Annotated in this window: 21 protein-coding genes; 12 read left to right on the forward strand and 9 right to left on the reverse strand. The window is 56.4% G+C overall.

Going from position 1 to position 22,341, the window contains the following annotated elements:
- Positions 1–13: 13 nt before the first annotated feature.
- Positions 14–2,068: an NADPH-dependent 2,4-dienoyl-CoA reductase gene (locus DOQ08_RS07190; protein ID WP_114334232.1), complete on the reverse strand. Its 2,055-nt coding sequence runs from the start codon at positions 2,066–2,068 to the stop codon at positions 14–16.
- 347 nt (positions 2,069–2,415) lie between these two features.
- Here DOQ08_RS07190 and DOQ08_RS07195 point away from each other — a divergent pair, with 347 nt between their 5' ends.
- The 7 genes from DOQ08_RS07195 to DOQ08_RS07225 are packed head-to-tail and all read left to right on the forward strand — an operon-like array spanning position 2,416 to position 9,878.
- Positions 2,416–5,217, forward strand: a complete 2,802-nt coding sequence (locus tag DOQ08_RS07195) for a monovalent cation/H+ antiporter subunit A (RefSeq protein WP_114334233.1) — start codon at positions 2,416–2,418, stop codon at positions 5,215–5,217.
- Complete coding sequence (locus DOQ08_RS07200; protein ID WP_114334234.1) at positions 5,217–5,585, forward strand: Na+/H+ antiporter subunit C; 369 nt, start codon at positions 5,217–5,219, stop codon at positions 5,583–5,585. The genes DOQ08_RS07195 and DOQ08_RS07200 overlap by 1 nt, the downstream gene beginning before the upstream one ends.
- On the forward strand, positions 5,582–7,099 hold the full coding sequence (locus tag DOQ08_RS07205) for a monovalent cation/H+ antiporter subunit D (protein ID WP_114334235.1): 1,518 nt from the start codon (positions 5,582–5,584) through the stop codon (positions 7,097–7,099). Before DOQ08_RS07200 ends, DOQ08_RS07205 begins: the two co-directional genes overlap by 4 nt.
- Positions 7,099–7,587 carry a Na+/H+ antiporter subunit E gene (locus DOQ08_RS07210; protein WP_114334236.1) on the forward strand — a complete coding sequence of 163 codons (489 nt, stop codon included), beginning with the start codon at positions 7,099–7,101 and terminating at the stop codon, positions 7,585–7,587. Before DOQ08_RS07205 ends, DOQ08_RS07210 begins: the two co-directional genes overlap by 1 nt.
- A complete protein-coding gene (locus DOQ08_RS07215; RefSeq protein WP_114334237.1) occupies positions 7,584–7,853 on the forward strand; it encodes a K+/H+ antiporter subunit F in 270 nt (89 codons plus the stop codon). The genes DOQ08_RS07210 and DOQ08_RS07215 overlap by 4 nt, the downstream gene beginning before the upstream one ends.
- Positions 7,854–7,874: 21 nt before the next feature.
- Positions 7,875–8,201 carry a Na+/H+ antiporter subunit G gene (locus DOQ08_RS07220; RefSeq protein ID WP_114334238.1) on the forward strand — a complete coding sequence of 109 codons (327 nt, stop codon included), beginning with the start codon at positions 7,875–7,877 and terminating at the stop codon, positions 8,199–8,201.
- 30 nt (positions 8,202–8,231) lie between these two features.
- On the forward strand, positions 8,232–9,878 hold the full coding sequence (locus DOQ08_RS07225) for a fatty acid--CoA ligase (protein ID WP_114334239.1): 1,647 nt from the start codon (positions 8,232–8,234) through the stop codon (positions 9,876–9,878).
- Positions 9,879–9,938: 60 nt separating this feature from the next.
- Here DOQ08_RS07225 and DOQ08_RS07230 read toward each other — a convergent pair whose 3' ends face one another.
- From DOQ08_RS07230 to DOQ08_RS07245, 4 genes are all read right to left on the reverse strand, one after another.
- On the reverse strand, positions 9,939–11,192 hold the full coding sequence (locus DOQ08_RS07230; RefSeq protein ID WP_114334240.1) for a D-amino acid dehydrogenase: 1,254 nt from the start codon (positions 11,190–11,192) through the stop codon (positions 9,939–9,941).
- A gap of 35 nt (positions 11,193–11,227) precedes the next feature.
- Positions 11,228–11,587 carry a translation initiation factor Sui1 gene (locus DOQ08_RS07235; protein WP_114334241.1) on the reverse strand — a complete coding sequence of 120 codons (360 nt, stop codon included), beginning with the start codon at positions 11,585–11,587 and terminating at the stop codon, positions 11,228–11,230.
- 21 nt (positions 11,588–11,608) lie between these two features.
- A complete protein-coding gene (locus DOQ08_RS07240) occupies positions 11,609–12,136 on the reverse strand; it encodes a DUF4136 domain-containing protein (RefSeq protein WP_114334242.1) in 528 nt (175 codons plus the stop codon).
- Between the two features lie 72 nt (positions 12,137–12,208).
- Positions 12,209–12,814 carry a YigZ family protein gene (locus tag DOQ08_RS07245; protein ID WP_114334243.1) on the reverse strand — a complete coding sequence of 202 codons (606 nt, stop codon included), beginning with the start codon at positions 12,812–12,814 and terminating at the stop codon, positions 12,209–12,211.
- A 10-nt stretch (positions 12,815–12,824) separates the two neighbouring features.
- Between DOQ08_RS07245 and DOQ08_RS07250 the strand changes: the two genes are divergently transcribed.
- A complete protein-coding gene (locus DOQ08_RS07250; protein ID WP_114334244.1) occupies positions 12,825–13,040 on the forward strand; it encodes a hypothetical protein in 216 nt (71 codons plus the stop codon).
- Here the strand turns inward: DOQ08_RS07250 and DOQ08_RS07255 are convergent.
- Positions 13,017–14,333, reverse strand: a complete 1,317-nt coding sequence (locus DOQ08_RS07255) for a sensor histidine kinase (protein ID WP_114334245.1) — start codon at positions 14,331–14,333, stop codon at positions 13,017–13,019. The two genes, DOQ08_RS07250 and DOQ08_RS07255, sit on opposite strands and share 24 nt — an antisense overlap.
- Positions 14,330–15,019 (reverse strand): response regulator transcription factor, encoded by a 690-nt coding sequence (locus DOQ08_RS07260; protein WP_114334246.1) that lies wholly within the window; start codon positions 15,017–15,019, stop codon positions 14,330–14,332. Before DOQ08_RS07260 ends, DOQ08_RS07255 begins: the two co-directional genes overlap by 4 nt.
- Positions 15,020–15,185: 166 nt before the next feature.
- On the opposite strand from DOQ08_RS07260, the gene DOQ08_RS07265 reads away from it, so the two are divergent.
- The 3 genes from DOQ08_RS07265 to DOQ08_RS07275 all read left to right on the forward strand — a co-directional run bounded on the left by DOQ08_RS07265 (position 15,186) and on the right by DOQ08_RS07275 (position 17,454).
- The gene (locus tag DOQ08_RS07265) at positions 15,186–15,521 is read left to right on the forward strand and encodes a hypothetical protein (RefSeq protein WP_114334247.1); all 336 of its coding nucleotides are present in this window, start codon (positions 15,186–15,188) and stop codon (positions 15,519–15,521) included.
- A 61-nt stretch (positions 15,522–15,582) separates the two neighbouring features.
- Positions 15,583–16,740: a GNAT family N-acetyltransferase gene (locus tag DOQ08_RS07270; RefSeq protein WP_206074804.1), complete on the forward strand. Its 1,158-nt coding sequence runs from the start codon at positions 15,583–15,585 to the stop codon at positions 16,738–16,740.
- Positions 16,741–16,788: 48 nt separating this feature from the next.
- Complete coding sequence (locus DOQ08_RS07275; RefSeq protein ID WP_114334249.1) at positions 16,789–17,454, forward strand: hypothetical protein; 666 nt, start codon at positions 16,789–16,791, stop codon at positions 17,452–17,454.
- A gap of 19 nt (positions 17,455–17,473) precedes the next feature.
- On the opposite strand, the gene DOQ08_RS07280 is transcribed toward DOQ08_RS07275, so the two are convergent.
- Both DOQ08_RS07280 and DOQ08_RS07285 read right to left on the reverse strand, forming a co-directional pair.
- Positions 17,474–17,785: an AzlD family protein gene (locus DOQ08_RS07280; RefSeq protein WP_114334250.1), complete on the reverse strand. Its 312-nt coding sequence runs from the start codon at positions 17,783–17,785 to the stop codon at positions 17,474–17,476.
- Entirely contained in the window at positions 17,775–18,521 is a 747-nt protein-coding gene (locus DOQ08_RS07285) for an AzlC family ABC transporter permease (RefSeq protein WP_114334251.1), read from the reverse strand. Before DOQ08_RS07285 ends, DOQ08_RS07280 begins: the two co-directional genes overlap by 11 nt.
- A 304-nt stretch (positions 18,522–18,825) precedes the next feature.
- Between DOQ08_RS07285 and DOQ08_RS07290 the strand changes: the two genes are divergently transcribed.
- A complete protein-coding gene (locus tag DOQ08_RS07290; RefSeq protein ID WP_114334252.1) occupies positions 18,826–22,329 on the forward strand; it encodes an indolepyruvate ferredoxin oxidoreductase family protein in 3,504 nt (1,167 codons plus the stop codon).
- Positions 22,330–22,341 lie beyond the last annotated feature (12 nt).

A 22,341-nucleotide genomic window follows, 5' to 3' on the forward strand; every position in this document is an offset into this window, starting at 1 on the left:
CAACATGACTACATCAGAGCGCTGCTGCTACTTCCGTACCTTGGCGAATAGCACGCTTCGCATCCAGCTCTTCAGCCAGATCCGCGCCACCAATCAAGTGCGCTTTCACGCCCGCGCCTTCAAGCTGGTCGTATAGTTCCCGGTAGGACTCCTGTCCGGCACACAGAATGACGTTATCAACCGGCAGCACTTTCTTCTCAATTTCTTTGCCGTCCTTATCTGACAGCGTAATGTGCAAGCCTTCGTCGTCGATGCGGTCGTAGCTGCAGCCTTTCAGCATTTCTACGTCGCGATGGTTCAAGCTGCTGCGGTGAACCCAGCCGGAGGTCTTGCCTAAGCCGCCACCCACTTTGCTGGTTTTCCGCTGCATCAGGTAGATTTTGCGCGGTGTCGGCGTTGCTTCGCGTTCTGCCAGGCCACCGGGGCCTTCGAACTCCGGATGCACGCCCCACTCGGCCTGCCAATCGCTGACTTTGGCTTGCTCGCCTTCCGGCTGACGTTCGAAGTCATGGGTCAGGAACTCGCTGACATCAAAGCCAATCCCGCCCGCACCGATGACTGCCACGGTGTTACCAACGGGCTTGTTGTGGCGAAGTACATCGAGGTATCCGAGCACTTTCGGGTGATCAACACCTTCGATTTTCGGCGTTCTCGGTTTCACGCCGGTGGCGATGATCACATCGTCAAAGCCCTGTGCTTTCAGGGATTCGGCATCCACCCGGGTGTTGAGCTGCAGATCAATTTCCAACAGCTCAATCTGGCGCTGGAAGTAACGCAGGGTTTCGTAGAATTCTTCTTTGCCGGGAATGCGTTTGGCGTAGTTGAACTGGCCGCCAATTTTGTCGTCAGCTTCGAACAAGGTCACTTTGTGGCCGCGTTTGGCTGCGGTTGTGGCGGCAGCCAAGCCCGCAGGGCCAGCTCCGACGACCGCAACCCGGCGAACCACCGGGGCCACAGTCAGCACCAGTTCGGTTTCGAAACAGGCTCGGGGGTTTACCAAACAAGAAGCCCGCTTGGCTTGGAATACATGGTCCAGGCACGCTTGGTTACAGGCGATGCAGGTGTTGATCTCGTCGCTTCGATTTTGTTCAGCTTTACGCACGAATTCGCTGTCTGCCAACAACGGCCGGGCCATTGAAACCATGTCGGCTTTGCCGCCGGCGATGATTTCTTCGCCTTTCTCCGGCGTGTTAATGCGGTTGGTAGTACACACCGGAATATCGACTTCGCCGTAGAATTTGGCGGTCACATCGGCGAACCCACCTCGCGGAACCGAGGTTACAATGGTTGGCACACGCGCTTCGTGCCAGCCGATACCGGTGTTAATAATGGTGGCGCCGGCCTTCTCGATGGCTTTACCCAGAGTCACGATCTGATCCCAGGTTTGACCGCCTTCCACCAGGTCCAGCATCGACAAGCGATAGATGATGATGAACTCGGGGCCAACCGCTTCACGCATACGGCGAACGATTTCAACCGGCAAACGCATGCGGTTTTCGTAAGGACCGCCCCACTTGTCTTTGCGCTTGTTGGTGCGTTCACACAGGAACTGGTTGATGAAGTAGCCTTCAGAGCCCATCACCTCAACGCCGTCGTAACCGGCGAACTTTGCCAGCTTGGCCGCATTCACAAAGTCGTTGATGTGACGATCCACACCTTTGGTTGACAGCGCACGAGCCTTGAACGGGCTGATGGGGGATTTGGTGGCCGAAGCCGAAACAATCAACGGCTGGTAGCCATAACGGCCTGCGTGCAGTAACTGCAGGCAGATTTTACCGCCTGCCTCGTGGACCGCACCGGTGACATGGCGGTGCAACAGCGCGGTGGCGCGGTTGTTCATGGTTGAAGCCAGCGGCGCCAGCTGCCCGGCCAGGTTGGGCGAGAAACCACCGGTCACCATCAGGCCAACACCGCCTTCAGCACGCTCGGCAAAGTATCGCGCCAGCTTGTGAATATTCCAGAACCGATCTTCCAGCCCCGTGTGCATGGAGCCCATCAATACGCGGTTCTTCAGCTCGGTAAAACCAAGATCCAGAGGTTTCAGGAGGTTAGGATACGGTGTGCTCATGGTTCTCTCTCAAAGATTATTTTGAAGCAGTATACACTCGATCGACATCAAGTTGACTTGACCTACCCGGCTAGCCACGTATTATCGGCTTTCAAGTTTCATTGACGGAGCAAACATGACCGGAAGGTCCACCGGCCGCATAGTTTCGCCAGGATTCCAACCGCCCGCTGACATTGTCTTGCAGCGCGGGCGTCTTCCCTATTTTCCGGATCCGCCACGTTTCGGCTAACCCCTGTATAAACCGGTGCTTACTCGGTTTTTTTGTGCAGTGAGGCTGGCCGCCCACTACACTTTGAGGGGCATTTCGCCCTACATTCACGCCTGAAAACACCAAAAACGAGGTTGCGATGTCGCTACCGCTGGTTGTCCTACTGCCCTTTTTAGGCGCGATTGCTGCTCCCCTGTTTGCTCAGGGAGGGCGTACAGCGATTGCTATAGCTTCTTCCGTGCCTGCACTCATTGCGTTGGCCGCCCTTTTCCCACACTGGGCAACGCTGGCCGATGGCGGCGTGGTTCTTCACAGTTTCGAATGGTTACCGGCGATCGGGATCTCTTTCTCGTTCCGTCTCGACGGTTTGGCGCTGATGTTCGCGCTGCTGATTCTGATCATCGGACTGCTCATTATTATTTATGCCCATTACTACTTGAAGGCGACCGAGAACGTCAGGAAATTTTACTCGCTGCTTCTTTGCTTCAAGGGCTCGATGCTGGGTATCGTGCTGTCCGGCAACCTGCTGCTGATGCTCATTTTCTGGGAAATCACCAGTCTCACTTCGTTCTTGCTGATCAGTTTCTGGACTCATAAGCAGGACGCCCGCCGAGGCGCCCGGATGGCCCTCGCCGTAACCGGCGGCGGTGGCCTGGCGCTGCTTGCAGGCATTCTGATCATTGGCAACATCGTTGGCAGTTTCGAGCTGGACGACGTGCTGGCCGCAGGCGACCTGATTAAAGCACACGCCATGTACCCGGTCGCTCTGACGCTCGTGCTGTTGGGCGCATTTACCAAATCGGCGCAATTCCCGTTCCATTTCTGGCTACCCCACGCCATGCAAGCGCCCACACCGGTGTCTGCGTACCTGCATTCTGCCACCATGGTTAAAGCCGGCATTTTCTTGATGGCTCGCTTATATCCGGCTCTTGCCGGTACCGAACTCTGGTTCTATATGGTCAGTTTCACGGGTATGGCGACGCTGCTGATCGGCGCTTACACCGCGATGTTCAAGCACGATCTGAAAGGCCTGCTGGCGCATTCGACCGTCAGCCACCTTGGCTTGATCACACTGCTCTTTGGCATGGGCACTAAGCTGGCCGCCGTTGCCGCGCTTTTCCACGTGATCAACCACGCCACGTTTAAAGCCTCTTTGTTTATGGCCGCCGGGATTATCGATCACGAAACCGGTACCCGGGACATGCGCAGAATCAACGGCCTGTGGCGCTACATGCCCCACACCGCCACGCTTGCTATGGTGGCTGCGTCGTCTATGGCCGGTGTTCCGTTGCTGAACGGGTTCCTGAGTAAAGAGATGTTCTTCGCCGAATCTCTAGCGCTGAACCTGCCCGGGCTCTGGGCTTGGTTGCCTCCGATCGTCGCGACTTTGGCGGGCATTTTTGCGGTAGCTTATTCCGCCCGGTTTATTCACGACGTGTTCTTCAACGGCAAGCCGGTAAACCTGCCGATCTACCCGCCTCATGAGCCACCACGCTACATGAAGTTCCCGGTAGAGATTCTGGTCTTCGCCTGCATCATGGTGGGTATGTTCCCGGCCATTTCGGTTGGCCCGCTGTTATTCTCCGCGGCTCAGGCAACCTTAGGTGGCGCGGTGCCGGATTACCAGTTGGCGGTGATGCACGGCATCAACTTGCCGTTGATGATGAGTCTCGCAGCGTTTGTCGGTGGTTTGTTGATGTACAGCCAACGCCAGCGCTTTTTCGACTTCCACGCCCGTTTCAAGGAAGTTGACGAAAAAGCTATTTTTGAAGCCCTGCTGATGCGTGTCGAAGGCTTTACCCATAGGCTAACGGCGCGTATTGAGAACGGCTCCTTGCAGCGCTACGCCATGTTGATGGTGGTCAGTGTCATCGCCGTTTCGATCGCCCCCATTATGGAACTGGGTATCTTTGTCGGTAGCAATGGCCTGTCACCTATCGACTGGCCCACAGCGCTTGGCGCAGGATTCCTGATTGTGTCGGCACTGGCCACTGCGTTCGTTCATCGTGAACGATTCACCGCGTTGGTGCTGCTCAGCGTGGTCGGCTTGATGGTTGCGCTGGCATTCGCCCGTTTCTCCGCGCCCGACCTGGCCATGACGCAACTGTCGGTAGAAGTGGTCACTATGGTGCTGCTGATGCTCGCGCTGTATTACATGCCGTCGTGGACACCGATTGAAACACCAAAAACCCGACGGGTGCGGGATATTGTGCTGGCCTTGCTGGCGGGTACCGGTATGACACTGATTACCCTGGCCATGCTGACCCAGCCGTTCACCTCGATCTCCGAGTTCTTCCTTGAGAACAGTAAACCCGGCGGCGGTGGCACCAACGTAGTGAACGTCATTTTGGTCGATTTCCGAGGTTTCGATACCTTGGGTGAAATCACTGTGCTGGCCATTGCCGCTATGGGCATTTACGCCATGCTCAAAAATACCGCGCTGACACCGCCTCCGGGCGATGGCCAAGGCCACACATGGACCCGAGACGCCTATCCGCTGATGCTCAAGCAAGTCGCGCGTCCGATGTTACCGATGGCACTGATGGTGTCGGCGTATATTTTCCTGAGAGGCCATAACCTGCCCGGCGGTGGTTTCATTGCCGGCCTGATCACCTCGGTGGCGCTGGTCATCCAGTACGTTGCCAATGGCATGATCTGGACGCAGGACCGCGTCGGTATCAAATACCACAACGTGATCGGCCTTGGTTTGTTGTTTGCCACCATTGCCGGCGCAGCCAGCCTGGCCTTCAGCTATCCGTTCCTGACGTCTACGTTCGGGTACATTACCTGGCCGGTGGTCGGCAAATTTGAAGTGGCCTCGGCACTGATCTTCGACTTAGGCGTTTACCTGGCGGTCATTGGCGCCACCATGCTGATCTTGGTCAGCATCGGCCGGATTTCGCCGCACTCAGCCATTAAGAGCACGGGGGGGAAATCATAATGGAACTCGTATTCGCATTGGCTATAGGTGCGCTCACCACATCAGGCGTTTACCTGTTACTGCGGGCCCGAACCTTCCCGGTTGTCATGGGGCTCACGCTGCTGTCTTACGGGGTCAACCTGTTTCTGTTTGCCTCGGGCCGGCTGAGTACCGCACAACAGCCGATTCTCGGCACTGCAGAGAGCTACTCGGACCCCCTGCCCCAAGCGTTGGTGCTGACCGCCATCGTTATTGGTTTCGCCATGACGGCGTTTGTGGTGGTGTTGTCTCTGCGTAATCTGGCTGACAACGACGACGATCATGTAGACGGCTGCCCGCCGGTACAGCCTGCCAAGAAAAAGCAGGAACAGGAGGAAACCGGCAAATGAATCACTGGCTCATCGCTCCCATCGCCATTCCGTTACTTGGCGGCATACTGCAGACCTTTATGGGCTATGCACCCATCAGCCTGCGGCGAACACTGGCCATTACCACCAGTGTGCTGGTTTTGGTTGCCTCTATCGTTCTGGTGGGTCTGGCCGACGACGGCAGCTACCGGGTATACGCGTTCGGCAACTGGCAGCCGCCCTTTGGCATTGTACTGGTACTCGACCGCCTCGCTGCGCTGATGCTGGTGCTGACATCAGTACTGGCTGTCTTTGCTCACATATTCTCGATTGGCGGAGCAGACGAAGGTAATCGGCAGTTCCACACGCTGTTCCTGTTCCAGATTATGGGTCTGAACATCGCGTTTCTGACCGGCGACCTGTTCAACCTGTTTGTGGCCTTTGAAGTGCTGCTGATTGCGTCCTACAGCCTGTTAATGCATGGCGGCGGCACCATCCGAACCGTACCCGGGCTGCACTATGTGGCCTTGAACCTTGTCGGTTCCGCCATCTTCCTGATTGCAGTAGGCATGATCTACAGCGTCACCGGCACACTGAACATGGCGGATCTGGCGGTCAAAATCCCGCAGGTAACCGGCGAAAACCTGGCACTGGTGAAAGCCGGCGCTATGATGCTGCTGGTGGTGTTCGGCTTAAAAGCTGCCATCCTGCCTCTGTGCTTTTGGCTCCCCAAAGCTTACGCCAAAGCCACTGCGCCGGTGGCGGCCTTGTTTGCGATTATGACCAAGGTTGGTGTTTACGCCATTATCCGGGTTTATGTTTTGATCTTCGGTGAAGGCGCGGGCGAGCTGGCATCTCTTGGCATGGACTGGCTGTTCCCGCTGGCGCTGATTACACTGGCGATGGGCGTGGTAGGTGCCTTGGGTGCGAACAATCTGAAAACGCTCATTGCCTGGCAAGTCATTATTTCGGTCGGCACCTTGCTTGCGCCGGTTGCCCTGGGTTCCGAAGCGGGTGTTTCAGCCGCTTTGTTCTATCTGCTCAGCACCACCTGGACCGTGGCTGGCCTGTTCCTGGTGGCCGAACTGGTCGCCATCCAAAGAGGCAGCGCGGGCGACCGCATTGTCACTGCACCCAAAATGCCTCACCGGACGCTCATCAGCGTTCTATTCATGATCGGCGCGGTTTCTGCGGCCGGATTACCCCCGTTGAGCGGCTTCTTCGGTAAGGTACTGATTCTGAAATCGGTAGAGACCGGTCCGCAAATGGCCTGGCTATGGTCGGTACTGCTGATCGGCAGTTTCCTGACGCTTATCGCATACAGCCGTGCCGGGAGTATTCTTTTCTGGCGCACCATTGATGGCCACATCAAACCGCCGGAACCGATGAAAGGCGTCGTCTCGGTATCCACCGGTGCATTAATCGGGCTGACAGTAGTGATCGTGGCCTTTGCTGGCCCGATCAACGAATACACGGTGGCCACTGCCGCCCAGTTGTTTGACACCTCTGCTTATACTCAGATTCTCGAAACGCCAGTCTTTGGGGGGAAAAACTGATGTTCGATCGTTTGAATTTCCCGCAACCCTGGTTAAGTCTGGTGCTTTTCAGCACTTGGCAGTTCCTCAGCGACGGTATTTCCGGAGCCAGTGTGGTGATGGGTCTTTTGCTGGCCTGGATCATCCCCCAAATCACACACGGCTTCTGGCCGGAAAGGCCGGCTTTCGTGAAGGTATGGCGAATGCCGATGTTCGTTCTGATCGTGGTCTGGGATATTCTGGTGGCCAGCTGCAAGGTAGCAGTGTTGATTCTGAACCCCAGGCCGCCCAAGCCGGTGTTCGTAAACTATCCTCTTCAGCTGGAGCACCCGCTGGCCATTTCGTTACTGGCCAGTACGATTTCACTGACCCCGGGCACAGTGAGTGCCGACGTCAGCGATGACAACAAGACGCTACTGATCCATGCCCTGGATGCAGAAAGCGAACAAGAGGTCATCGATGCGATCCACAAACGATACGAGAAGCCGTTGATGGAGATGTTCCGATGATGACAACTGCACTCTACCTAACCATCGCCATGGTCATGGTTGCGGCTTTGCTGAACGTCTATCGCCTGATCAAAGGCCCGGACGCACCGGATCGGGTTCTGGCACTGGACACGCTGTACATCAACGCCATCGCCATGATCATTCTGCTGGGCATTGCCTTCAACTCGCGCATGTACCTCGAGTCAGGCCTGCTGATCGCCGTTATGGGCTTCGTCAGCACCGTCGCCATGGCGAAATACCTGAAACGCGGCAGCGTTATCGAATAATCGGGCCGAAGGAGGCATTCCATGAGTCCAATTACTGAATACATTGTTTCGGCTCTGCTCATTGTAGGCGGCGCATTCACATTGGTCGGTGCCATTGGGTTAGCACGACTGCCCGATTTTTTCACCCGCTTGCATGGCCCCACGAAAGCAACCACAGTAGGTGTCGGCGCAATCATGCTGAGTTCGGTGATCTACTTCAGCAGCCACGGCTTTGGTATTTCAGAAATACTGATCACCGTATTTCTGTTCATGACAGCACCAGTAAGCGCCAACATGCTGGCGAAAGCCGCCATGCATATGGGCGTCAAATCTATGAAAGGCACCCAAGGCAATCCCTGGGAGCAATAACAAAAAACAAAAGACACGAGGTGTTCAGAGATGGCCAAAACAAAAATTCTTCAGCCAGCAGATAATGCCTACCAGTACCCGCTACTGATCAAACGACTCCTGATGTCCGGGCCCCGATACAACCCGGATCAGGAAATCGTCTACGCCAATCGCAGCAAGTACACCTACAGCGATCTGGTTGAGCGTGTGCACCGCTTGGCCAACGCGCTCACGGATGCCGGCGTAAAAGCCGGGGACACGGTTGCGGTGATGGATTGGGACACGCCCCGCTACCTGGAGTGCTTCTTCGCCATTCCAATGATTGGCGCCATCCTGCATACCGTGAACGTGCGGCTGTCACCGGAACAGATTGTCTACACCATGAACCACGCTGAAGACGATGTGGTGTTGGTACACGATGACTTCATGCCGATTATTGAAGGCGTAAAAGACGATATTCAGACGGTTAAAACCTGGATTCAGCTCACCGATAACGAGTCAGCTGCCGACACGTCAATAGAAACACTGGGTGAGTATGAAACGTTACTGGGCAATGCAGACACACAATTCGATTTCCCGGATTTTGACGAGAACAGCGTCGCAACCACCTTTTACACCACCGGCACCACCGGCAACCCCAAGGGCGTCTATTTCAGCCACCGCCAATTGGTTCTGCACACGCTCGCTATGACAGGCACCCTGTCTGCCTACGATGAAATGCCGTTCCTGCGCTCGTCTTCGGTTTACATGCCGGTAACGCCTATGTTCCACGTTCACGCGTGGGGCGTACCCTATGCGGCCACATTATTGGGTATCAAACAGGTGTATCCGGGCCGGTACGAACCCGAATTACTGGTCGATCTGATCAAAACACACAAAGTAACCACATCCCATTGCGTGCCCACCGTTATGCAAATGATGATGGGCACGGAATCGATCAAAACCGCCGATCTGAGCAACTGGCATGTTCTGATCGGCGGCAGCGCTCTGACCAAAGGCTTGTGTGATGCCGCCGCCAAACTGGGCATCAAGATGTACACCGGCTATGGCATGTCGGAAACCTGCCCGCTTTTGAGTGCCACCTACCTCAAACCGGAAGATCTGGAATTGCCGCTGGAAGAACAAACCCACATCCGTGTGAAAACCGGCATTGCGGTACCCATGGTTGAGTTGGAGATTGTTGACCCAAGTGGCGAGCCGGTTGCTCACGACGGACAGGCCAAAGGTGAAGTGGTGGCCCGTGCGCCCTGGCTAACCCAGAATTACTTCAAGGAGCCACAGAAAGGCGAAGATCTCTGGCAAGGTGGCTGGCTGCACACCGGTGACGTGGCGTCGATGGAGCCGAATAATACCCTCACCATCAAAGACCGCATTAAAGATGTGATCAAAACCGGCGGCGAGTGGTTGTCATCTCTGGATCTGGAAAACCTGATCAGCCAGCACCCGGCTGTGGCCGGTGCCGCCGTTGTAGGTGTTCCGGACGAAAAATGGGGCGAGCGACCTTACGCTTTGGTGACACTCAAACCCGGCGAAAACGTCGGGTTGGAAGACATTCAGCAGCACCTGCAGAAATTTGTGGAAAGCGGTGAAATCAACAAGTGGGCGATTCCCAGCCAGATTGATTTCGTGGAAGACATCCCGAAAACCAGCGTGGGCAAGATCAACAAGAAACTGATTCGAGACCAGCTGGCTGAGTAATCCGCCAGCCAACTAAAAAACCGGTGTTCGTTCTCGCGCACCGGTTTTTTTATGAACGATTCACAGCCCGCTAAAAGCGAAGTCCACCTCGGGCTTTTGCCCGCTGACGATGTCTGCAAGCGCCGCGGCCGAGCCACAGGAGTGCGTCCATCCCAAAGTGCCGTGCCCGGTATTCAGATACAGATTACTGAACGGACTTTTTCCAATGTAAGGCACATTGGAAGGCGTTGTTGGCCGAAGCCCGGTCCAGAACGCCGCTTGCTCCCAATGCGCTGCATCCGGCATCAGTTCCGCCGCCCTGCGCACGATAGCCCGGCATCGGGTGCCGTTCAGCGTCCGGCTGTAACCGCCCAACTCTGCGGTACCGGCAACCCGAATACGGTCGCCCAGCCTTGAGTAAACCAGCTTGAACTCGTCATCGGTCAGACTCACCTTAAAAGCGGCTTCTTCGTTCTTGACCGGTACCGTAATGGAGTAACCCTTGGCCGGGTAGATATTCAAAAACAGCCCTAACGGCCGGGCGAGCACCGCACTGAAACTCCCAAGACTCAGCACGTAGCTATCCGCTCGTAGCGTATGATGTTTGCCTTCACTAAGAGCCTGAACGCCAAGAATCCGATCACCTACTTTCTCAAACCCCAGCACCTCGGTGCCATAAAGGAACTCGACGCCCGCTTCCCGACAACGCTCGGCCAATGCTTGGGTAAATTTTCGGGCATCGCCGCTTTCATCTTCCGAGGTATAAGTGGCCCCGGCGATTCGATGATGGATGGGCTTCAAGGCCGGCTCTAGCTCTACCGCCCGATCGGCTTCGACGACCTGCCGATCACAGCCCAGTTCACGCATAATCCGCGCGGGTTCCAACGCAGCTTCAAATTCTTTGGGGTTGGTATAAAAGTGGAGAATGCCCTTGTCGAGCTGGTCGTACTCGAGAGCAATGTTTTTGCGCAACGCCTGAAGCTGAGCACGACTGTAGGTGCCCAAATTTACCATCTGGCGAATATTATGAGCGGCCTTGGAAGAGGTGCACTGGCCGAGAAATGACAGCGCCCAGCGCCATTGGTATGGGTCCAGCCCCGGGCGGAACAGCAAGGGTGCCTCGGGTTGAGACAACCATTTAAGAACCTTCAGCGGGGCTGCCGGATTCGCCCAGGGCTCGGCGTGGGAGACGGAGATCTGGCCACCATTGGCATAACTGGTCTCGAGCCCGGATTGAGGTTGACGATCGACCACCGTAACCTGGTGCCCCTGCGCCTGAAGAAACCAAGCCGTAGTAACTCCCACGACCCCAGCGCCCAGTACCAGAAGGTGCATACCTCTTATTCCTTAATAATCGTTTGAATAGAGCCTCAGCCGCCGGACCGCTTAACCGTCCATCCTTTTTGCTGAAGCAAGGGGACCAGAAGATCCCGATGATCGCCCTGAATCTCAACTACGCCGTCTTTTACTGTACCACCGGTGCCGCATTTTGCTTTTAGCACTTTGGCGTAGTCTTTCAGGGCTTTACTGTCCATGGGAATGCCGGTTATCAAAGTCACACCCTTACCCTTACGGCCTTTGGTTTCGCGGCTGACACGCACAACGCCGTCACCTTCAGGCTGCACGGGCTCGCCGCAAGAACACTCGGAAACCGGGTTTCGGCAGCCCGGGCACATGCGGCCTTGCTCGGTAGAGAAGACCAGCCCGCCTTCACGCTTTTTCATACCCATGAACGAAATCCTGTCTGCTAATCAGTTCAAGCCCGGAGGGTATTTCGAAAACATTTCCGAGACAACCTCATCAATCAACTTGCGCCGTGTTTCAGGAGACTGGTTTTCGTTCAGGTAACGACGACTGGCTGCGCGCCAGACCACTTCAGCACTGTCTTGATCTACCAGTTCCAGTACCAGCTTTCCTTCAGTCACTTCCCGAACCGGAGCAGGCGCCGCCATGCCCCAACCAAAGTTTCCGCTACCAAATCCAAAGCCAAGCCCTACGCCGGTTTGCTCCAGACGCTCTTCCGACACAATCTGCCAGCTGACCAACAAGTCCGCGTCGCCCTTCGCCACTTTCTTCATAGCTTTGCGGTTAAGCTCCCGCTCAACGGCACTGCGCACCCGCGCATCATCCAGAGAGGCAAAACCCGAGCCTTTCTCCATTGGCGCATAGGCCCAGCTGCTGTAATTTCCGAAAACCGTCGCTGTGTTGTAATCAGTTACCACGTTGCTGGCACAACCGACCATCATCATGGCCAGGGCCGCCACCATTAAAACTCGCATAGATGTTCTCCTTCATTGGAGTTGTCTGTCACATTATACCCAGTGTACCTGTAGTGCCACCCGCCAGATTGATCAGGTTTCAAAACGGTAATCCAGTTTCTGAGACTCACAAAACGCAGACAATTCATGCTGCCGGGCTTCAGGAACTGAAACCAGAGCACGAACTTGCGCGCCGTACTCAATCGACTCAACCGCTCCTTCGTGACCGTCACACCAATGCCGCAGCGGCTGCTCATCGGCAAAATCCAGCTCTACATGGGCCTGAACTCTGGTTTGTTGAACCACCCTGCCCACTTCCGACAAGACACTCTCGGCAGCACCAGCGTAGGCACGTACCAAGCCGCCAGCGCCCAGTTTGATGCCGCCAAAATAGCGCACCACAATCACCAGCACATCGCCCATGTCTTTGTGTTGAATCACGTTGAGAATCGGCTTGCCCGCTGTGCCGGACGGCTCGCCGTCGTCATTCATCGCGGCCTCTGCCGCCGAGCCGGGGCGGCCAATTTGGTAGCCCCAACACACGTGGCGGGCATCCGGATAATCCCGATGTGCCTCGGCTACCCGCTCGCGGACTTCATCACGGCTACCAACCGGACACACCCGGGCGATAAAACGGCTTTTCTTCACTTCCGTTTCTCGCTCAAGGTATCCTGACGGAACCGGGTAATCTTTACTCATGAGGCAACCTATGACATCCGACGACAGTGAAAACAAAACACCAGGCACTGCCAGCCCGGCAAAATTCCGCAAAGCCGGTTGCGGCATCCGGTTTGAAGAAGACGAGTTGCAGGAAGGCATCGATTTCTCGAATGCCACTCACCTGAAACCCGTTGACGACGAAGCTGAACAGGCGCCAACGGCACCGCCAGCAAAAGCCCAATCAGCTTCCGAAGAAAACCGGTAGCCGAACGGTGACTTGAAGACCACCACCCGGCCGATTGCGGGCAGTGATAACCCCGTCATGGGCATGGATGATATCCCGAGCAATGGAAAGCCCCAAGCCCCAGCCTTTACCGCCGCGAGATTCGTCGGTGCGGAAGAAGGGTTCGAACAGCTGATTGAGCATGTCTTCTGGCGCGCCGGGGCCCTCATCGGCAATCGACACTTCCACCTGCCCGCTCGAAACCGATAGCTCAACATCAACAGATCGTCCGGGCGGCGTGTGATCTAACGCATTCTGCAGAACATTATCGAATGCCCGCTGTAACAAGCCTGAATCGCCCAAAATGGAAAGGGTGACAACGTCATCACTCGCCACTAACTTGCAATCTACCCCTTGCTGCTCGGCGTAATCACTCGCATCACCCAACACCCGATTCATCAATGCCAAAGGTTTGAGCGGCTGCTGCTCGATAGAACTTCCATTTTCGGACACACGATACAGCGTCAGAATCTGGCCGGTCATGGCTTCGAGCCTCTCATTCTGGCGCAATATACTTTCCATGAGCGCCGGGTCTGCGCCCTCGTCGCTGGCCAATTCAATAGCAACCCGCTGCCGGGCCAGAGGGGTTCTCAGATCGTGGGAGATGTCTCTCAATAAACGGTTATGCCGATCCAGCAACTGGCACAAACGATCGGTCATGGCATTAAACGCCGTGGCCAGCTGCCCTACCTCGTCGCGGCGGTGGGCAATGGCATCAGCCACCCGCAAGTCGGTATCGCCATGGGCGATCGAGCGAGCCGTCCCTTCCATATGCTTGAGCGGCCGGGAGACAAAGCGCGCAATCCACCAACAGGCCAACGATATGATGAAAAAAGCCAGCGCCAGTTCAATCATTCGGAAAAAGCCCGGATGCAGCCAGCCTTCGCCGCCCATTCGGGGCCAGGCAATCAACTGAAAACCTCCGTCCAAATCCAGCACAGCGGGCTTGCTTGGGTGCCAGCTGGATTTAATCCGGTCGCGAACGCTGCGTGGCAAACGATGGTGGCCACGTTCCTTTTCAATCAGCATCAAGTGAAGCTGCAGCCTCTCACCTTCAACGCGAAGGAATCGCCATGCCTCACTTTTACCGAGTTGCTGCCTTAGATTCACCGCCTCATTGGCAATTTCATGCAACCCTACCTGGCGCTCAATCGCTTGACGCTCCCGGTCCAGCAGGAAACGGGTAGCAAGCTGACTGGCCACCACCGTCACCACCATCGCCAGCCAAATGGAGAGAAAAATCCGCCAGAACAAAGGAAACCTAAAACGCGTCATTCGGTGGGCACCCGATAGCTGTATCCAAGGCCCCGCACCGTTTCGATTCTGGGCGGGTCGTCATTTCCGAGTTTTTTACGCAAGTTACTCACATGCATATCCAACGTGCGGTCGTAGGCTTCGAGCCTGCGCCCTAAAGCCCACTGCATCAGATCGGTTTTACGAACCACACTGCCCGCATGGGCAAGCAACACCTGCAACACCTCGTATTCGGTCGCGGTCAGCTCAAGGGGTTTCTCATTCTGGTAGATACGCCGCTGATCCGGCTCAACACGCAGATCTCCATAGACCCGGCTAGCATCCAGGTCAGCCTGCTGATCCCAGGCTACCCGGCGCAGTATGGCCTGCAAGCGTGCAACCAGCTCACGAGGGTTACAAGGTTTGGGTATGTAATCGTCTGCGCCGACTTCAAGACCCACAATCCGGTCGGTTTCATCCCCCCGGGCGGTCAGCAAAATCACGGGCAGATGGGTTTTTCCTCGCAGCTCGCGCAGCACATCTAAGCCATTAATGTCCGGCAGCATGATGTCCAGAACCACAATATCGCAATCCTGCCCCAAGGCCAGCGACAGACCATCACGACCATTGGCGGCCTCTCGAACACTGAAGCCTTGTGTTGTTAAATAACGCGCCAGCAACTGCCTCAGCTCATCATCGTCTTCAACCAGCAATACCCGATTCTGCATTTCTGCCCCTCAACCTTTATCTGCAGCTAGTCTAGCACGGTGCCCCGGCGCCTCTGGTGCGCCAGATTTTCCCTTTACCCAACCTTTACACAAGCCTGACGCTCCCTGACGTTTTAAGGGCGTAACATGGGTTTCGTAGACAGTCTAAAACCACGAGGAACACATCATGAAAGTACATACTTCTGTAATGACCGCGGGCGTACTGATGGCCGCTCTTTTCGCAGCCAGCCCTGCTGCTTTGGCCCACGACCACAAAGGCATGGATCACCACGAAGGCAAGCGCGACAAGAAAGAAATGTGCGAAGACTTCCGGGAAGGCAAAGGGAAATTCAGCAAGGAACACCGGGAAGAGCGCCAGAAAGAAATGCAGGAACATCGTGCCGAAATGGCCGATCGCCTGATGCTCACCGATGAACAGCGTGTGATCTGGAGCGAGATCCACGACGAGCGCATGGAAAAATGGCAGAAAAAAATGGAAAAACGCTGCGACGACATGAAATAGTGATCAAGCCTCGGGTTCTGTCGTATGGTATGCCCATTGTTTCACAGGGCTTAATATCACCATGGCAGCACCCGAAATCACGGTAACAACCTGCGCCAGCATCGCGGACATTCCCCAAACGGAGTGGCAGCGGCTGGCCGGTTGCACCAACCCATTTCTTCGCTACGAATTCTTTCAGGCGCTGGAAGCTTCCGGCTGCACCCGCCCGGAAACCGGTTGGACACCCAGCCATTTGGTTTTCCGTCGCAACGGTCAAATTTGCGGCGTGGCGCCGGCATACCTGAAAAACAATTCGATGGGTGAGTACGTGTTCGATTGGGGCTGGGCGGAGGCTTATCAGCGCCATGGCCTACCCTACTATCCGAAACTGCTGATCGCAGTGCCCTTTACGCCCTCTCAAGGCCCACGCTTACTGTTGGATGACGAAGCCCGGGCCCGGCTAACGCCGGAAACGCTGGACGACCTGCTTACCAACCTGACGGCACAGCTTGGCGCAAACTCCTGGCACCTGCTGTTCCCCAACGCAGCGGATCAGGCATTACTCGGCCATGACGAGGAGCTCCATCGCATAGGCTGCCAGTTTCATTGGCACAACCGAAACTACCAACACTTTGACGACTTCTTGGCCGAGCTCACCTCCCGCAAACGCAAATCCATCCGCAAAGAACGGCGGCAGGTAGCGGAGCAAGGCATCGGCTTCCGCCACATTCACGGGCGGGACATCTCGGATCAGGTGCTGTCAGCATTTTACGTGTTCTATCAGGCCACCTACCTGAAGCGCGGCCAACGGCCCTACCTCAACAAAGCCTTCTTTGCACAGTTACGAGAGAACCTGCCCGAGCACCTGCACGTGATCATGGCGATACGAGACGGCGAAATGATTGCCGGCGCGCTGTTTCTGGCCGGCGAATCTACGCTTTACGGTCGCTACTGGGGCTGTCTGGACGAATACAATCACCTGCATTTTGAAACCTGCTACTACCAAGGCATTGAACTTGCGCTGACGCTGGGCCTTCAGCATTTCGATGCCGGCGCCCAAGGCGAACACAAACTGGTGCGAGGCTTCGAACCGGTCATCACCCACTCCTGGCACGGCATACTTCACCCGGGCTTCCGGGACGCGGTTGCGGCATTTACACGGGAAGAAGCCGAACAGGTTATCGGCTATTTTGACGATGCCCACTCGGTGCTGCCCTTCCGGCAACAGGATCAGGAATAGGCTCTATACTGTAAGCCTAGGACAGGAATTCGACGGAGGTCGAACGCCATGGACGCTGGTCAATTATGGACCCTGCTGCCACTCCACAATCTGGCGCTCCTGCTCGCCGCAGGGGCCTCATTGCTTGCGCTATTGGCCATCTTGCTGACTCTGGGTGCCCGAAGGCGCAACAAGCAACAAATCGATGCACTGCGGGAACGGGCCGATAGCCTTTGGCGGGAAGTGGACGAAATGCGCGTGGTCGATTTTAATCAGCCGCTCGGTGCCAAGGTATCGGATCAAGGCTCGCTGCTGGATCAGGAGCGTTACCGCACCGAGAAGGCAGCCTATGACATCATCTGGCCGAACGTGTGGCATCTTCACGACCGGCTCGGCATTTTTCTGCGCGCTGTTGAAGCAGGAGAAGCCGCAAACGAATTACGCCTCGAGGCGCGCCAAGCCGCCATTGAAGCCCGAAGCCACCTGAACCAAAACCGCCCGTTTTGCAGCGAAACGATTGAAAACCTGGCCTCTCGCTTGATTGATACCGAAATAAAAGCGCACTTGGCCGCCTGCCAGCATCTGGACCAGAAAAAAGAAGTCGCCAGCGCACCGTCCAATCACGACCTGCGCGTGCTTCAGGATAAATGCCATACGCTGCACGATGGCGAAGCCCGGGAACTACTGAACCAACTGGCCTCCACCATCCGGCACCGCACGATAAGACACTCCTAGTTCACGCCAGTACTCGCCATTAAACGAAGTAGCGCACCAGAGCCGCGGCCACCAACCCTACAGAGATCGCCGGAAGCGGCTTGCGGATTGCCAGCATGGTGATCGCCGTAGCCACCAGCGCGGCCAAAGCCCCGGCATCACCAGACACCGCCATAGGCACGATGATCGCTATCAGCACGGAACTGGCCATGGCGTTGATGAAGCTTTCAACCCGCGGGCTGATCTTCACAAACGACATAGCGAAAACACCGCCAAAACGGGTTACCAAGGTGACCAACGTCATGAGCACAATCAGAACGAGAACGCCGACCGGGGTGGTTTCAATGGTCATGTTCAGCTCCTGCTTGCTCTGAGTTTTCTGAGGCTCGCGGCTCCAGCCAGAACACCCCTACTGCTCCGCCAGCCAAAGCGCCGACAACCACGTGCATGTTGGCCGGCAACCACTTCCAGGCAGCAAGAGACGTCACGCCTGCCACCAACCACACCACCACAACCCGAGGCGTGGCCTTACCACCCAACACCATCGACAGCAGGAAACAACCAAGCACCATATCCAACCCAAAGGCTTTCGGGTTTTGCAGCAAGCCACTGAAGTAGGCACCAAACGCCGTACCCAATACCCACGCCAGCCACAACACCACGCCACCTCCCAGAATCACTTCCAGGTTACGCCGGCCGTTCTGGTAATCCTGCGCCGAAACCGCCCAGTTGGCATCCGTCAGGAACAGCAACAAGCCATACCGACGCGCCGGCGATACGTCTTTCAGCATGGGATACAGCGAGGCACCCATCAGCAGATGGCGGGCGTTGATCGCAAACACCACCACCAGCATGGGAATCACCGACACTTCCGCCCCCCACAAGTCCAACGCCCCGAACTGCGAAGCGCCGGCAAATACCGTAAAGCTCATCAGGATGGACTGAAACGGAGACAGGCCGGTCTGAGTCGCCGCCAATCCGAACGCGGCACCAAAGGCGACGACGAACAGGGATATAGGCAGTAACCGGAAGAACTCAGCGCGCACCTTGTGCGGCTGAAATTGGTAAGAATAAGTATGAGCAGACATCGGGAGAAACTAAGCCGAAACCCGAGAAACACGAATAGGTAAAAACCACTAAGCAAAATTATTTTCCGCCCTCAGCTCAAACAGTTAGATGTAAAAATCACATTTTCTCAAAGCACAAACCCTCAACCCCTGTTGACGTACACGTAAACTTAATCTAGTTTATTTTTCGTCCAGTCCCAAAAGGACAACCCGGGTAATCCACCGGGTAGGACCGATGAAATCTAACATCCGGCCAAAAGCCGGGATTACAAAAACAAGACATTACCTACCGCCGCGATCCGGCCAGGTAGTAGAGGATTTCGACATGTCAGATCTTTCACGCTCCCCCACGGGGCTGCGTCCCGTCAGCCTTGACGACGTCTGGAAAAAAGATACCGGTTCGGTCTACATGAACGGTAGCCAGGCTCTGGCGAGACTCCCCCTGCTCCAAGCCCAACTCGACCGTAACAACGATCTGAATACCGCCGGTTTTATCTCCGGTTATCGCGGATCTCCTCTTGGCGGTTTCGACAAGGTGCTGTGGAAAGCCCGGGATCACCTCAAAGAACGGAACATTCACTTTCTGCCCGGTGTGAACGAAGACCTGGGTGCCACCGCTGTCTGGGGCAGCCAGCAGGTCAACATTTTCGAAGGCGCACGTTACGACGGCGTGTTTGCGCTCTGGTACGGTAAAGGTCCGGGCGTTGATCGCACCGGCGACGTGTTCAAACACGGTAATGCGGCCGGCACCTCCCGGTTTGGCGGCGTACTGGCGGTCGCGGGCGACGATCATGCCTGCAAATCGTCCACCTTGCCTCACCAAAGTGATTACGCGTTTCTCGATGCAGGCATGCCAGTCCTGAACCCGGCAGGCATTCAGGACATTCTTGATCTGGGCCTTTACGGCTGGGCGATGTCGCGGTTCAGTGGCTGCTGGGTTGGCTTCAAAGCCCTGGCCGAGAACATGGATTCATCCATTTCCGCCAATCTGGACCTCAGCCGGATCAACATCCGCACGCCCACTCATTTTCCATTACCGGAAGGCGGCCTGAACTCCCGCTGGCCCGATAAGCCCATGGAGCAGGAAGAGCGCCTGCACCGATACAAGCTGGAAGCGGCAAAAGCTTTTTGCCGGGCCAACCGGCTGGACCACACCGTACTTGAGGCCAAACAGCCGCGACTGGGCATTGTGACGACTGGCAAAGCCTATCTCGACGTTATTCAGGCGTTAGCCGACCTCGGCCTAGGCGATGAAGAACGTGAGGCCATAGGGCTGGCCGTTTATAAAGTCGCCATGCCTTGGCCGTTGGAGCCCGAGGGCATTCATGAATTCGCTTCAGGGCTGGAAGAAATTCTGGTAGTTGAAGAGAAACGGGGCTTGATCGAGGAACAGATCAAAACCCAACTTTATACCTGGCAGGATGGTCAGCGCCCGAACGTGATCGGCAAAAAGGACGATCACGGCAAGGATCTGCTGCCAACCATCGCCGAACTGACACCCGCTATGGTGGCGCGTGCCATCGCGTCCCGACTGGATGGCCGCTATTGCAACGACACGCTGCAGCAGCGCCTGAACTTCCTCACGGAAAAAGAAAACAGTCTGGCGCTGCCCAAAGAGCGGCTGGAGCGCACGCCTCACTTCTGTTCAGGCTGCCCGCACAACACCTCCACTCAGGTCCCCGAAGGCAGCCGCGCCCTTGGCGGCATTGGTTGCCACTACATGGCCACCTGGATGGATCGCGGCACGGACACCTTCACCCAGATGGGCGGTGAAGGCGTTACCTGGCTTGGCCAAGCGCCGTTTACCAACCAGAAACACGTCTTTCAGAACCTGGGCGACGGCACCTACTTTCATTCCGGCATTTTAGCCATTCGAGCCGCGATCGCCTCCGGTGCCAACATCACTTACAAGATTCTCTACAACGACGCCGTCGCCATGACCGGTGGCCAGCCGGTGGACGGCACCTTGACGGTTCAGCAAATCAGCCACCAACTCTACGGCGAAGGCGTACGCCGCATTGCCGTGGTCAGCGACGATATCGACAAATACCCGTCCCGGGCGGATTTTGCCGACCGCACGACCTTCCATCACCGGGATGATCTGGACGCTCTGCAGCGGGAAATGCGCGAGATTGAAGGCTGTTCGGTGATCATCTACGACCAAACCTGCGCCGCCGAAAAGCGCCGTCGTCGCAAGCGCGGCACCATGGAAGACCCGGACCAGCGCGTGATGATTCACTCCGATGTGTGCGAAGGCTGCGGTGATTGCGGCATTCAATCCAACTGTTTGTCGATTCTGCCGAAAGAAACCGATGCCGGGCGCAAACGCACTATTGACCAATCTTCCTGCAACAAGGATTTTTCCTGTGTGCGCGGTTTCTGTCCCAGCTTTGTCACCGTCAAAGGCGGCAGACTGAAAAAACCGGCAGGGGTCAGCTCTGCGGTGGACTTCCCCGAGCTTCCGGAACCTACGCCCGTTACCGGCAGCAACCCCTACGGCATTCTGCTGACCGGCGTGGGTGGTACCGGCGTGGTTACCGTGAGTGCCCTGCTGGGCATGGCCGCTCACCTTGAAGGCAAAGGCGTTTCCGTGCTGGATCAGGCTGGTCTGGCTCAGAAGTTTGGCGCGGTGGTCAGTCACATTCGCATCAGTGACAAGCAAGAGGACATCCACGCCGTGCGCATTCCGGCCGGCGAGGCAGACCTGATGATTGCCTTCGATCTGATGGTGTCTGCGACCGACGATGCACTGGCGAAACTGGATAACCGCTTCTCACGGGCGGTAGTCAACACCGAGAAAGCCATGCCCGCGGCCTTCACCCGGGATCCGGACATCCAGTTCCCCGGCGAGTCGATGGAACAGACCGTCAGAGAAGCCTGCCGCCCCGATGGCAGCTGGTTCCTCAATGCCGGCGACCTGGCCAAAGCGTTGATGGGCGATGGCATGGCCGTGAACCTGTTTACCGTTGGCTTCGCCTGGCAACAAGGGCTGTTGCCACTGAGCGCAGCTGCCATTGAGCGTGCCATCGAGCTCAACAACGTAGCGGTTGAGAAAAACAAACAGGCTTTCCTCTGGGGCCGTCGTGCCGCTCACGATCTTGATCGGGTTATGGCGCTGGCTTTCCCGAAACCCAAAGGCACGCCGGTGCAGGTCATGGAAACCACTGACCAACTCATCCAGCGCAACATGGCTCACCTGAGCGATTACCAGAATGCCTCTCTGGCCAAACGCTACGAGAAGCTGGTGCGCAATGCTGAACAGACCATCGCCCACAAACTAGGCCGCGATCCCCTCCTATTGCGATCGATCGTAGAAAACTACGCCAAAGTGTTGGCCTACAAAGACGAGTACGAAGTTGCTCGACTATTCAGCAACGGCAGCCTGCGCAAGCAACTCGAGGAACAATTCGAGGGGGATATTGAGCTTGAATTTAATCTGGCGCCACCTCTGCTTAGCCGCGGTAAAAACGGCGAACGGCCGAAAAAGCACACCTTTGGCCCCTGGATGGAAACGGTGTTCACCTGGCTGGCGAAAGCCCGCAGTCTGCGCGGCACCCCGCTGGACCCATTCGGATACACCGCCGACCGCCGCCTGGAACGCAAACTCATTCGGGAGTACGAGGCGGACGTGGCTTTCCTGCTGAAACATTTGAGCAAGGACCACGCCGATGCGGCCCGCAACCTCGCCAGCCTGCCCGCGAAGATCCGCGGTTACGGGCCGGTAAAAGAAGCCGCCTATCATGCGGCCCAAAAAGAACGGGCGCAGTACCGGGCTGAATTAAGCCCTAATGAACGGGCGCATCAACAAATCGCCAACGCAGCTGTCTAAAACAAAAAACGG

This window comes from Marinobacter litoralis, from assembly GCF_003336705.1.
GTDB classification, from domain to species: Bacteria; Pseudomonadota; Gammaproteobacteria; order Pseudomonadales; family Oleiphilaceae; genus Marinobacter; species Marinobacter litoralis.

Bases quoted from the DNA above. Each gene is read 5' to 3' on its own strand.
- DOQ08_RS07210 (WP_114334236.1), top strand. From the start codon at position 7,099: ATGTTCGATCGTTTGAATTTCCCGCAACCCTGGTTAAGTCTGGTGCTT.
- DOQ08_RS07235 (WP_114334241.1), bottom strand. From the start codon at position 11,587: ATGGGTATGAAAAAGCGTGAAGGCGGGCTGGTCTTCTCTACCGAGCAA.
- DOQ08_RS07280 (WP_114334250.1), bottom strand. From the start codon at position 17,785: ATGACCATTGAAACCACCCCGGTCGGCGTTCTCGTTCTGATTGTGCTC.
- DOQ08_RS07265 (WP_114334247.1), top strand. From the start codon at position 15,186: ATGAAAGTACATACTTCTGTAATGACCGCGGGCGTACTGATGGCCGCT.
- DOQ08_RS07190 (WP_114334232.1), bottom strand. From the start codon at position 2,068: ATGAGCACACCGTATCCTAACCTCCTGAAACCTCTGGATCTTGGTTTT.
- DOQ08_RS07200 (WP_114334234.1), top strand. From the start codon at position 5,217: ATGGAACTCGTATTCGCATTGGCTATAGGTGCGCTCACCACATCAGGC.
- DOQ08_RS07240 (WP_114334242.1), bottom strand. From the start codon at position 12,136: ATGCGAGTTTTAATGGTGGCGGCCCTGGCCATGATGATGGTCGGTTGT.
- DOQ08_RS07275 (WP_114334249.1), top strand. From the start codon at position 16,789: ATGGACGCTGGTCAATTATGGACCCTGCTGCCACTCCACAATCTGGCG.
- DOQ08_RS07245 (WP_114334243.1), bottom strand. From the start codon at position 12,814: ATGAGTAAAGATTACCCGGTTCCGTCAGGATACCTTGAGCGAGAAACG.
- DOQ08_RS07270 (WP_206074804.1), top strand. From the start codon at position 15,583: ATGGCAGCACCCGAAATCACGGTAACAACCTGCGCCAGCATCGCGGAC.
- DOQ08_RS07255 (WP_114334245.1), bottom strand. From the start codon at position 14,333: ATGACGCGTTTTAGGTTTCCTTTGTTCTGGCGGATTTTTCTCTCCATT.
- DOQ08_RS07195 (WP_114334233.1), top strand. From the start codon at position 2,416: ATGTCGCTACCGCTGGTTGTCCTACTGCCCTTTTTAGGCGCGATTGCT.
- DOQ08_RS07285 (WP_114334251.1), bottom strand. From the start codon at position 18,521: ATGTCTGCTCATACTTATTCTTACCAATTTCAGCCGCACAAGGTGCGC.
- DOQ08_RS07250 (WP_114334244.1), top strand. From the start codon at position 12,825: ATGACATCCGACGACAGTGAAAACAAAACACCAGGCACTGCCAGCCCG.
- DOQ08_RS07215 (WP_114334237.1), top strand. From the start codon at position 7,584: ATGATGACAACTGCACTCTACCTAACCATCGCCATGGTCATGGTTGCG.
- DOQ08_RS07290 (WP_114334252.1), top strand. From the start codon at position 18,826: ATGTCAGATCTTTCACGCTCCCCCACGGGGCTGCGTCCCGTCAGCCTT.
- DOQ08_RS07220 (WP_114334238.1), top strand. From the start codon at position 7,875: ATGAGTCCAATTACTGAATACATTGTTTCGGCTCTGCTCATTGTAGGC.
- DOQ08_RS07260 (WP_114334246.1), bottom strand. From the start codon at position 15,019: ATGCAGAATCGGGTATTGCTGGTTGAAGACGATGATGAGCTGAGGCAG.
- DOQ08_RS07230 (WP_114334240.1), bottom strand. From the start codon at position 11,192: ATGCACCTTCTGGTACTGGGCGCTGGGGTCGTGGGAGTTACTACGGCT.
- DOQ08_RS07205 (WP_114334235.1), top strand. From the start codon at position 5,582: ATGAATCACTGGCTCATCGCTCCCATCGCCATTCCGTTACTTGGCGGC.
- DOQ08_RS07225 (WP_114334239.1), top strand. From the start codon at position 8,232: ATGGCCAAAACAAAAATTCTTCAGCCAGCAGATAATGCCTACCAGTAC.